At 61.9% G+C, this 11,270-nt stretch carries 10 protein-coding genes and 3 pseudogenes; 3 read left to right on the top strand and 10 right to left on the bottom strand.

Annotated features, from left to right (window positions below; genetic code table 11):
- From P6F26_RS13005 to P6F26_RS12960, 10 genes and pseudogenes are all read right to left on the bottom strand, one after another.
- Positions 1-206, bottom strand: a pseudogene (locus P6F26_RS13005) (IS6 family transposase); the annotation flags it as partial.
- A gap of 187 nt (positions 207-393) precedes the next feature.
- Complete coding sequence (locus P6F26_RS13000; RefSeq protein WP_278029124.1) at positions 394-738, bottom strand: hypothetical protein; 345 nt, start codon at positions 736-738, stop codon at positions 394-396.
- 575 nt (positions 739-1,313) lie between these two features.
- Positions 1,314-1,604 carry a hypothetical protein gene (locus tag P6F26_RS12995; protein ID WP_278029123.1) on the bottom strand — a complete coding sequence of 97 codons (291 nt, stop codon included), beginning with the start codon at positions 1,602-1,604 and terminating at the stop codon, positions 1,314-1,316.
- Between the two features lie 226 nt (positions 1,605-1,830).
- Positions 1,831-2,325: an XRE family transcriptional regulator gene (locus P6F26_RS12990; RefSeq protein ID WP_278029122.1), complete on the bottom strand. Its 495-nt coding sequence runs from the start codon at positions 2,323-2,325 to the stop codon at positions 1,831-1,833.
- Positions 2,326-3,571: 1,246 nt separating this feature from the next.
- Positions 3,572-3,823 carry a hypothetical protein gene (locus P6F26_RS12985; RefSeq protein WP_278029121.1) on the bottom strand — a complete coding sequence of 84 codons (252 nt, stop codon included), beginning with the start codon at positions 3,821-3,823 and terminating at the stop codon, positions 3,572-3,574.
- Positions 3,824-4,112: 289 nt separating this feature from the next.
- Positions 4,113-4,304 (bottom strand): annotated as a pseudogene (locus P6F26_RS12980) (IS6 family transposase); the annotation flags it as partial.
- Positions 4,271-5,071: pseudogene (locus P6F26_RS12975) on the bottom strand (phage tail protein); the annotation flags it as partial. The pseudogenes P6F26_RS12980 and P6F26_RS12975, both read right to left, overlap by 34 nt.
- Complete coding sequence (gene terL, locus P6F26_RS12970) at positions 5,071-6,549, bottom strand: phage terminase large subunit (protein WP_278029120.1); 1,479 nt, start codon at positions 6,547-6,549, stop codon at positions 5,071-5,073. The pseudogene P6F26_RS12975 and the gene terL, both read right to left, overlap by 1 nt.
- On the bottom strand, positions 6,546-6,977 hold the full coding sequence (locus P6F26_RS12965; protein ID WP_278029119.1) for a DUF5681 domain-containing protein: 432 nt from the start codon (positions 6,975-6,977) through the stop codon (positions 6,546-6,548). The genes terL and P6F26_RS12965 overlap by 4 nt, the downstream gene beginning before the upstream one ends.
- Positions 6,964-8,313 (bottom strand): site-specific DNA-methyltransferase, encoded by a 1,350-nt coding sequence (locus P6F26_RS12960; protein ID WP_278029118.1) that lies wholly within the window; start codon positions 8,311-8,313, stop codon positions 6,964-6,966. The genes P6F26_RS12965 and P6F26_RS12960 overlap by 14 nt, the downstream gene beginning before the upstream one ends.
- 493 nt (positions 8,314-8,806) lie before the next feature.
- Between P6F26_RS12960 and P6F26_RS12955 the strand changes: the two genes are divergently transcribed.
- Genes P6F26_RS12955 through P6F26_RS12945 form a run of 3 tightly spaced genes read left to right on the top strand, consistent with a single transcriptional unit; the run spans position 8,807 to position 11,117 of the window.
- Entirely contained in the window at positions 8,807-9,040 is a 234-nt protein-coding gene (locus tag P6F26_RS12955) for a DUF3489 domain-containing protein (protein ID WP_278029117.1), read from the top strand.
- Positions 9,037-9,444 (top strand): DUF2924 domain-containing protein, encoded by a 408-nt coding sequence (locus P6F26_RS12950; RefSeq protein ID WP_278029116.1) that lies wholly within the window; start codon positions 9,037-9,039, stop codon positions 9,442-9,444. The genes P6F26_RS12955 and P6F26_RS12950 overlap by 4 nt, the downstream gene beginning before the upstream one ends.
- Entirely contained in the window at positions 9,441-11,117 is a 1,677-nt protein-coding gene (locus P6F26_RS12945; protein ID WP_278029115.1) for a recombinase family protein, read from the top strand. Before P6F26_RS12950 ends, P6F26_RS12945 begins: the two co-directional genes overlap by 4 nt.
- Positions 11,118-11,270 lie beyond the last annotated feature (153 nt).

Here is an 11,270-nt window from a genome sequence, read left to right as displayed (position 1 = left end):
CGGCGTTTGCGGATCTCGGCAGCGAACGTCGGCCCGAACCGATGCCACCAGAACCGCACCGTCTCGTGGCTGATCTCGACGCCGCGCTCGTGCAGCAGGTCCTCGACGTTGCGCAGCGACAGCGGGAACCGGACGTACATCATCACCGCCAGGCGAATGATCTCGGGGCTCGTCTTGAACCACTTGAAGGGGCTGGGTCGGCTCATGCTCCGACGCTACCGAGCCCTCTGCTCTGCCTCAAGACGAGTTCCTCTGACAGGTCCGCTAGGTTTGCTCATTGTGGAACGCTAGTCAGCCCCCTGCCCCGCCTCAAGCCAAGTTCCTCTGACAGGTCCCAGACCCGTCATGCATAAGTGAACCTATCGGCACCGTCTCGGCGAATATTAGATGATCTCAGTAAGCATGGGTTACACCAAGAATTTCAATTTCGGATAGTGAGTAGCAATCTGCAAGATTACCTTCGAACACAAAGCCCTGCCTTGCGAATTGGTTCAGTATGCGGACATCACCAACATCCGAGATCGGCCTATCGAGTAGGGGGCCGAGGCAGAGGCCGGCCTGCAGAATTGCAAGATAGATTTGTTGAGTAACACGCCGCTGTGGAAGAACGATGGTCAGGCCGTCCGGTTCGACGCTAATTTCGATCGGCTGCCACATTTCAGCGAGGGCCCAAGCATCGTCCCTCGCGCCCGCTTCGGCACTTAACCCCAGGACGCAGTAAGCGAGAAGTGCGACCATGCCTAGTTTGCCCAGAAAGCTTATTCTGCAACCGGCGCTATTGCTTGCGAAAATTCTCATCACTTGAACTGCCTCTATTGTCATCCAGTGTGCGCGCGACTCAAGTGCGCAGTGGCAAATAACTGGAGAAAAAGGCAAGATTTGGGTGCACTTAAGCGACGCGGCCGAGGTTACGTAGGGTCAAATAAACCAAGGCCACCAACTTGGGCGCCCTTTTCAGAAACAGTTGATACGCGAACTGCCTAGGCTGAAGAACACCGTTCAGGAAATTATCTGGATCGGGCTACGCCATTGCGGTGTTTGCATGCCCATCGGCGAGTGCGAGGCTACATCCGGCAAGCCAAACAGAGTGATCCTGACTAGAGATAAAAAACGGTTGCGCGCATCTGGAACGTGTGAGCGTCCTGAGATCCGCTGAGTGCGACGCTGAGCGGCATCACTAGTCTTAATGCTCGCTGCCTCCCCTTTCCCTTTCTGTGCGGTCATCCCGCATCTTTTCGAGGGGCATGCGCATTCGCACCTCATATCAGCGGAGCCCTGGGCGCGGCCTGTGCTTACCGTTATTTAACCATCGTTTATCGCGAGAAAGCGGTTTCTGTTTCGCCGGTATTGACGTTCACGCATATTGCGATCGTGCGCAGTTCGCTGCCCTCGGTCAGCTCGGCGGCGGCGCGCATACAGGCGATCGTAGTCATTTGGTCCGGAATAAGGGTCGTCCCGTGGTTCGGGTTTGAAAACGTGAGCCGCCATTCCCTCGGGCCGATGTCGCCGGCGCTGCCAACGGTATTCGGGGCAAGTGTGAAGATTGCGGCGATGCCGACGAACGCAATGATCGAGAGAGAGCCGAAGCGCATGAGCAACGTCATCGTTGAACTCCTTGCAGATAGTGATGGGCGGGGGCGCAGGCGGGCCAAACCATGACCAAGAAGCCTCTAGCGTATGTGCCGGAGACCCATTCGTTGCAATGGCTTACGAAGCGTCAGGGTCGGTAGAGCGCCGCTTTCAGTGCATGCACGGCGTTGAGCGACGGCTCGGGGTCCATGTTATCTGACAGGAGCCTGATGAGATCGATCCATGCCCGCTCGTTCACGGTCACGCTGCAATCATCCGGAAGTCGGACGCCATCGATAATGCGCCGATCTGTCCTTGTCCGATCGCTGTGGCCTGACGCACCGCGGATCTCCTCGAGCCAGTCCAATTCGTTCTGCGTAATGAACGTATTAAAGATTTCCTCGACGGCTTAAAGATTTCCTCTACGGCGCGGCGCGTCGTCTCGTCTCCGCCCTGTTCGAGGGCCATGAGAAAGACGTACTTGGGATCGGCCTCGAGCGCGCCCGCTAGGGCAGGGACGCGGTCGAGCGGAACCTTCGACGCGCCACTCTTGATCAGGCTCAGCATGTTTGGATGCCGAAATCCGGCTTCCGTCGCAATCTCGCGCTGACTCTTCTTCGTTTTTAACTCGAGGACACGGCGCATTGCAAACTTGCTCAGGCGGATGTCCGGATAAGGAGAGCTCTTGGTCATTCCAAAATTTCCATACCGATCAGCAATTCGCTGCTGTAAATCCATTAGAGCGAAATCGATCATGTGAGTGCGTGGATCATCCGGTCCTTACGAACCATTCACTGGTCATCCGCAATGAAATCAGTTGGGTGGCGCGATCGCGCTGCAGGTCCACTGAAGTGCCGTTACGCGGTCGCTGCCTTAGCTTTGCCCCTGCCGAAATGGGCCAGCTACGTTTTTGTTTTTCGCCCGCATGGTTCTCGTGATTGGATGCGGATGCAACGCAGGAACGGCAACTCTCGACCGGAGCTACGCCGATATTCAGGACGATAAGAATTGGCAGCGACCAAGTTCACAAACGTCCAAATACGAGAAATGACCTACCGTAAGGTCGTTGCGTCGGACGCCGATCTCTTCGAGGTGGGAGCTCCGGAAGACACGATGGACCCGGAGGGCTTCGTGAGGCACGTCAACAGACAGGTCTTCGTTCAGGCAATGCTCCAGCCCCAGCATCTCGGCCCTCGCCCTCCCAAGCCTATCTCAACGTCTGGCGAGTTGGAAATTCGCGCGGAACTCGTTGTCTTCGGATTGTGGTTGGTGCGCGATGTCCTCCCTGGAGTTCGGAGAACGAGGTCTGATCGGCAGCAAAATAGCCGTCCGCGGCGCGGAAGTTGCCTTGCAGCTCGACAGTGTCGCCGGCGGTGAGTGACACCATCGTCTGCAGCCAGAACGCCGTGGCCTCCGAAACATCCGCGCCGCTGAACTCGCCCCGCTAGCCGCAGATCTCGGTCGTGCCGTTCAGGACGAGCCGCCCGCTCATCCGCGCCGACGTGCTGGCGTTGACCTTGTAAAGTAGCGTCGCGCGGAAGAGGTACGCTGGCGAATCGCTTCGAGCTCCTCGCGCATCTGCCGCTGACGCATTTCGGTCGGGCGTCGCGCTTGGCGACCACGATCTGAGCCCCCGGGGAAGCAGGGTCGTCCACGAGGCTGAGCTCGTCGAGGTCCAGATCGGTCAGTCTAAAGGGCAAGGGCGCCTCCTTTGGCGCGGCCCTGGGCAAAGGAGAATCCGGGACCGCCGAGAAACAGCAACCAAGGATTTGCCGTGACCCACATTAGCGTAGAAAAGCAGAAAATATATTACTTTCTGTCCGAATAATAAGAGGTATCTGCAGCGGACGCCGGAGTAGCAGGCAACCAAAGGAGCAGGGAAATCAGCACATCGGTGGAAAGTGCCTAGACCGGACGCCCGCCGCCCACAGCAATCAAAATTTGTAAGATGCCCGCAGCCCCAGCGATGCTAAGGTGGAATATCCGGGCACCGCCCATCGCATTAGCGAGTAACCACCAGCCAAACTACTAAGCCGATGGTTGCGAATTGAAGGATGATTAAAAGCAGAACCGCGGAATAGACTTTTCCAATATCGTGGAACAGATCATCCCGAACCTCACGCAGAGTTGGATTCTCAACTCTTCTCTTGGCTTGCCTTCCCATTTCTACCAACTCGTCCAACGCTGCCAAATCTTCAGGGCTACGCAACTTGTCTAAAGCTTCTTGTACTTCAGGGCTACGTTTCGCACTCACGTAATTTCTCCCGCTATAGTTTCTCAAGGTAGATCTTTTCGGCTTATAGGAACGCCCTCACCATTTCCACGGCGAGACGCACGTCTGCCGCCGGAAACCGGCTCAAATCCTCATGCCGCCGGGCCGCAAGGATCACGCGCGCCACACGCTTGAGCTCAGGCGTAGACGTCGAATCCAGGCGCGTCGCCACTCGCCTGTTGCGCATCTCTGCCTCGGCCCGCGCAACCGCATTTTTCGGTGCTGTCAGACCAATTCGAACTCGTCTCAGATAGGACAGTGACGTTTTGTCTTACCCGGCGCAGAGACCGCGCCACTCGGCAAGAGCGGCGCCGCGGTTGGCCTTGAAGAGGGGTCTGATGGAGAGGCTGCGATCCAGATTGAAACGGTTTGTGACGGAGGCGTGGACGGAGGCGAACTTCTGCAATGATCGCATGCGCCGGAACCGGAGCATCGCCCGTTCGCGTCGTCGGAATGGCAGGTGGGGACCGCCATCGGGAAGGACTCGGAGGCGATCCGGGTCGTGTCCACCGTGATGCGCCGCGCCTCGACGAGGGCCGCGTCGTAATCCTCGTCGGCGCGGGCGATCTGCCACTTCAACGCCTGCGGCAGTTCCGTCTCTTGGCCCCGCGTCAGTTCCAGCACGTCGCCCTCGCGTGCGGCGACCAGAGCATCGGGGCTGACGGTGGCCACAGCGGCGCGGCCGCGCATGACGAACCGGATCACACCCTCCGTCTCCACCGCATCGAACCCGAAATGCCGCGCGAGCGTGGTGATCGACGCGCGCGGGCTTTCGAGCGCCATGATGGCGTAGCCCTCGACCGCGCCCCAGAGGCCGCTGACATCGATCCTCGCCTCGGGCAGCCCGGCGCGCAGGCAGAGGTGCCGCACGAGGGCTGCCAGCGACACCGCGCCGAGCCGACCGGTCAGCCAGTGCCCGAGACGCCAGTTGCCGCCGTCGGTCCAAACATCGGTGAGCGCCGGGAAGAACGGATAGGGTCGCGCGTCCCAGGTCCAGGCGGCGCATTCGGGCACATGCACCATCCGGCCGCCATAGACCGACGAGACCGGGTTGTTCGCCGCCTCACCCCAGAAGAGATACGAGGCCTCGAGATAGGCGCGCTGGATGGCGTCATCGCGCCAGCCGGGCGAGAAGTACGGCACGAAGCTTTCGGAGGATTTCGGGTCGAAGAAGACATTGGGCTGGTTGGTGCCGCGGTCGATGGCCGGGCATCCGAGTTCGGTCACGATCACCGCCTTCGCCGCGTCGCCTCCAGTCTCGCAAGCCGCTCTCGTGCGAGCGGATGATCCCGTCCAATCTTGCGCCAGAATCCGACCCCCTTAGTCCAGTTCATCATCTGGCTGAAGCTGTCGACCTGGTCGTCGTGGCGGGCGCGCGGGAAAGCGAGGAGCTCGCGCTTGAAATCGTGAAGCCAAGGCGCCTCGCGGGGCAGCAGCACTAGGCCCTCCGATACCGGGTCACAGGCGGCCCGGAAACGGGTCTCCTTGTCGTGCTCCGGCGTGACCGACCGAAAACGTGATGGGTTGTGGTTGCGACACTCGTGGATCAACGGACGGCCTGTCGCTGCGTCCTCGATCAGCACGACATCAGCCTCCCACTCCTCCCCAAGCCGCAGACAGGTCCTCTTGAGGTCGGGATAGTCGAGCCGATCCCGGAATACGTGCAGGAGCCACCACTTGCGGTCGCGGAATCCCCACGTCGTGCCGACCGAGTAGTCCGAACGAGGATCGGCCGCGGTGCCCGTGTCCCAGCTCTGGACCACCATCTCGTAGGCGTGGCGCGGCAGGACCTCGTCGTAACTGCCAAACCACTCCCACCGCAGCGGCGAGCCATCCGGTGCCACGGGATTCTGCTGGTACTGACAGTTGAAGACCGCGGACCCCATCTCCCGGCGCATCCGCTCAAGGACGTCCAGCCCGAAACGCTCCGGGAACAAGGGAGTACCCTTCCTGCGAAGGTGATACTGCCTCTTGCCGACCGCAATCCGTTGCTCGTCCTCCGCAATCGCTGGGAGGTTCAGGTGCCGGTAGCCGCCCTTCCCGAGGAGATACCCGGGCGGGTCAAGCTCGTGGAGACGCTGCGCGATCATCACAACACGCCCCTCCGCGGGGTTGTCGAAGCGCGACAGGAGAGACCCCTCGATATACTCCTGCGCCCGAAGCAACTCTGCCTCGGACGTCGCATCACCGGCTTTCATGAGGTCATCGATGATAATGCAATCGGCGCCGTGTCCGGTCACGGCACCACCGATAGACACGGCCTTGCGACTTCCTCCGAGCGTGGTGCGGATCTCGTCCACGGTATTGCCGCGAGACGGAAGCCGCGTTCCGGGGAACGTCTCGCGGTACCAGCGGGACTGCATCACCCGCCGGCAATCCTCCGAGTGTTTTCGTGCGAGGTCGAGGCCGTAGCTCGCGACGATGATCTTCGATGTCGGTCGGTGCCCGAGAAGGAAGGCCACGAAGGCCACAGAGACCGTGATCGACTTCAGGTGTCGGGGCGGGACGTTGATCACAAGCCGCTGGTTCTCCCCGGTCCGGACCGCGTCGAGTTCGTGGCACATGGCCCGTACATGCCAGCCGGGCACGAACTCCTTCTCGCGCCCGGGGTGTAGTGTGCCGAAGACCCTCCACACGAAGTAGAAGAAGTCGTCGCGTGCGAGCGCCGTGCCACCCGCGCGCAGCTGTTCGGGGCTGGGAGCGTTCATGCCGGCTCCTCCCCCTCGCCATCGTCCTCCGGTCGCGGCCGCTCCTGCGCAGCGAAGAAGTGACGAAGCATGGCGAGGTCCACGGCCTCGGGCTGCTTCGCGCGGTCTTGGGCAGCTTGGTCGGCCTCCACTCCGAAGAGCTGCGGGTCGATCTCGATCAGCTTCAACAGCGCCTTGAGATCGCCCACGAGTGCCTTCGCCAGCAACCGTTTCGCCACGGCCTCGGCCTTCGAGATTGTCTTGGTCTGCTGGCCCTCGGTGACCGTGATCTTCGAATTGAGCTCTCGCTTGAGGCTGGCGGTGATGCCCTGCGCTCCCTTCGGGCGCCCATTCGGATTGCCCGACTGCCCCTTCTTGAACTGCGTAGACTTCGGAGGCCGGCCGTAGCCGCCCTTGTCATCGCGATCATCGTCATCATGCGTCGACATCGCCGGCCTCCATGCTCTCGGTCATCGCGCCCGCAGCCCGGCTGCGGTCCTCGAAGGTTTGGCCGGACGAGGCGAGGATCGCGTCTTTGCCGGTCAGGTCCTGCCAGCGCCGGATGGCGACGTCGACATAGGCGGGGTCTAGCTCGATCAAACGCGCCCGGCGTCCAGTCTTCTCGGCGGCGAGCAGGGTCGCGCCGGAACCACCGAAGCCATCTAGAACGACGTCCCCGCGATGGGTCACGTCCATGATCGCGGCCGCCACAAGCGCTGTCGGCTTTACGGTTGGATGGTCGACGAGGTCTGCCGACCTGCCCTTCCCGAAGCTGTTCACGCCCGCGTAGTCCCAGACATTGGTCCGGTTCCGCCCGTGCTTGCCCAGTTCCACGTTGTTGACGTGCTGCGCGCCGGGTTTCCGGAACACGCAGACCAGTTCGTGCTTGGAGCGGTAGAGGCTGCCCATGCCACCGTTGGTCTTGTTCCAGACACAGAGATTGATCAGTTCGAGCCCGCAACTCCTGCCGGACGAGATCAGCTCCTCGACATGGCGCCAGTCCATGCAGATCATGGCGATGCCGCCATCCAGCAATTTGGCTTTGGCGCGGTCGATGAAGGCCTTGAGAAACCCTCGGAACTCCCCATCTGTCATTTCACCCGATGCCATCGCGAACTCGCGATGCTTCCCAGCGTTTCCGCTGCGGACGTGACCGTTGACCGGGACGTTGTAGGGCGGGTCGGTGAACACCAGCCGCGCGTCCTCTCCATCGAGCACGATGTCGTAGCTGGCCGGCTCCAGCGCGTTGCCGCAGAACAGGCGGTGAGACCCAAGGATCCAGAGATCTCCTGATCGCGTCACCGTCGGCGCTTCCGGATCCGGCTCCTCGACCGTCTCCGGCTCGCTTGCGGACGCATCGGGTGCCCCACCGATCACAAGGTCGATCTCCGGCGTCTCGAAGCCGGTAATCGTGAGGTCGAAGTCGAGCTCGCCCTCGAGGCCCAATTCGAGAAGGTCCGAGAACTCCAGGCGCAGCGCCTCCTCGTTCCAGTCCGACAACTCGGCCAGCTTGTTGTCCGCGATCCGGAGCGCCCGCACTTCCGCTTCAGACAGGTGGTCGGCCACGACGACCGGAACGGTCTTCAGCCCATTTGCCTTGGCGGCCTCCCAGCGGCCATGACCGGCAATGATGGCTCCACCTGCGTCTGCGAGGATCGGGACCACGAAGCCGAACTGGGCAATCGATGCCTTCAGCTTGGCGATGCTCTTGGCGGTGTGGATGCGGTTGTTGCGTCCGTAGGGACGAAGGTCATCGATCGGTTTGTGCACGACCTTGTCGGCCATCCACGTGGTATTCGGCTGATCAGCAGCCGGTTGGTTTGAATTCGAGCCCATGGCTCACTCCTTTCTTTTCCGGCGCGGGGCGCCGGCAATGAAAGGATCGCTTCGGGAAATCGGAGAGAGCATAAAGCAACTCCCCGGACCACGACGATCCGGTGAAGATGCCCCTCGAGTGCTCTCTGCTGATCAGGATGACATCCTGATCGAATGAGTGCTGCCAAGCGGGCGGCAAATGTCTTCATGGGGAAGACAGCGCTTTTATCCCACAACGTTGCGGACAAGGCAACGCAAAAAAACCATAACCTATTGTTTTGCCTAGAATCGTGGGCGTGGTACCGGAGGCCATGCCTCTCGGCGGAGGTCCCTTCAGGCCCAAGAACGGACTGGACTACGGCACCGAACAGAGCATCCATGGACCCACGCCCGGATCAGAACCCGGGCCCTCCTCGGTACGGGGCAAGGCATCACGCCGGCCCGCGATCCAGAGGAGATGACGATGTCCAAGCCGAAGCAAACCAAGACCGAGAGGGTGCGGGCGATGCTCTGCCGCCCTCAGGGCGCCAGCCTCGAGGCGATCTGCAAGTCGACCGGATGGCAGCCCCACTCGGCCGGCGCTGTCCTGAGCGGGCTCCGCAAGGCGGGCTACACTATCGAGCGCAGCGCGCCTGAAGGCGGAAAGCCCGGCGGCTCGATTTACCGGATCACCGCAGAGCCCGAGGCAGCGGAATGATCCGCGCCGCGGACCTCGAGACCATGGACCGGGCCGCACTCGTTGCGGCCTGGTCTGACCTCTTCGGAACGCCCGCACCAAGGGCCATGAGCCGCGTGTTCCTGCGGCAGTTCCTCGCGTTCGAGCTGCAGGCTCGGCAGCACGGCGGCCTGCCGAAAAGCGTCCGGAAAGCTCTTGCCGCTCAGCCTCAACGTAAGGACGTCTCCGAGACACCGGCACTGAAGGCGGGCGGCCGCCTCATCCGTGAGTGGAATGGTGTGACCCATGTTGTCGACGTCACCGCGACCGGCTTCGTGTGGAAGGGCGAGACCTGGCGCTCGCTCTCGGCAATTGCACGCGAGATCACCGGGGCACATTGGTCCGGGCCGCGGTTCTTCGGGCTCAACGGGAAGCGGGGAACATGAGCAGGCCCATGATCCGATGCGCTGTCTACACCCGCAAATCCTCGGACGAGGGCCTAGACCAGGACTTCAACTCGCTGGATGCCCAACACGAGGCCTGTGCTGCGTATATCGCGAGCCAGCGCCACGAGGGCTGGAAGATGCTTCCGGCCCGCTACGACGACGGTGGTATCTCCGGAGGCACGCTTGATCGTCCCGGTCTGCAACGGCTTATGGCAGACATCGACGCCGGCCGCATCGACATGGTCGTGGTCTACAAGATCGATCGCCTGACCCGCTCGCTTTCCGACTTCGCGAAGCTGGTGGAGCGGCTCGAGGCCGCGAACTGTTCCTTCGTCTCCGTCACGCAGGCCTTCAACACCTCGTCCTCGATGGGGCGACTGACCCTCAACGTGCTCCTGTCCTTCGCGCAGTTCGAGCGCGAGGTCACGGCGGAGCGGATCCGGGACAAGATCGCCGCGTCGAAGAAGAAGGGGCTCTGGATGGGCGGCGTGCCGCCGCTGGGCTATGATCCGCATCCCGATCCCACCCGGCGCGAACTCGCGGTCAATGCCGAAGAAGCCGAGATCGTCCGGCAGGTCTTCGCGCTCTACGAGACCCATGGCTGTCTCAACGCAACCGCTCGCGCGGCAGAGCAGCTTGGTTTGCGCTCCAAGCGACATGTCTTCTCATCGGGTCGCACGCAGGGCGGCCTGCCCTTCAGCCGCGGCCAGATCCACAAGCTGCTGACCAACCCGGTCTACCGCGGCTTGATCCGTCACAAGGACAAGACTTGGCCGGGACTGCACGATGCCATCGTGGATCAGGATGTCTGGGATCGGGTGCAGGCGAAACTGCAGGATGCCAGCGCGAGGCGGCGGGGGAGCAAGGCGTCCTCGCAGATTACGATCGCGAATGCAGCGCCGCTCCTGGGCAAGGTGAAAGACGAGACAGGTGACCTGCTCACGCCCTCGCATACCCAGCGTCATGGGCGCCGCTTGCGCTACTATGTTTCCAACCGGCTTATTTCAGGAGGGCGAGACCCGGATGCTTGGCGGCTTCCGGCGCCGGCGCTGGAAGAGGCGGTTTGCAGGATCGTCGCCTCCCATCTGCGCGAACACGCCATCCGTCATTCCGTGGCGCAGTCTGCCGAGGCTTCAGCGAGCAGGGCGATCTCGGAAAGGACGCAGGTACTCGCGGACGGGATCAGGTCGGGCGGCATCCAGCGCGCGATCCCACTGGTCGAGAGCATCCTGATCGCGCGCGGACAGATCCAGGTCCGCCTCGACGGGACGGCGCTTGCATCCGCGCTCGACCTGACACCCGCCGCACTCGATCCCTCGCTGCTTTCCATCAGTGCCCCGTTCACCTGTCGGCGCCGCGGCATCGAGACGAAGATCATCGCGGGAGATCGCGTCCCCCAACCGGACCCAACGCTTCTGCGCGCCCTGCGCACGGCTTACCTCTGGGCAGCCACCATGCGAAGCGGAACTCCCCTCAAGAAGATCGCTTCCGACGCAGGCGTCACCGAACGATACGCCGCCCGCATCATTCCACTCGCCTGCCTCTCGCCAGGTCTCCAACAGGCCATTGTCGATGGAACGCAACCCGCCAGGCTCACGCTCGAGAGACTGATCCGGAAGAAGCTGCCGCTCGACTGGGATGCCCAGGAACGGATGCTTCGGATCGACGGCTGACCCCGTTCCCTGATCCTGACCGCGTCGTCCCTGCTCTCGCCAACAAGTTCCCTGTTCGGCGAGTGGAATTCCCTGTTCCGCCGAGTAGGGAAATCGTACGCAAGCCCCTGACATATATACACGATTTTTCCTTGAAACGGGCCTCCGTGCCTC

This window comes from Roseicyclus salinarum (genome assembly GCF_029624655.1).
Classification (GTDB): domain Bacteria; phylum Pseudomonadota; class Alphaproteobacteria; order Rhodobacterales; family Rhodobacteraceae; genus Roseibacterium; species Roseibacterium salinarum.
Note: the sequence above shows the minus strand (reverse complement) of the source record. Positions and strands in the feature narration are given on the sequence as shown.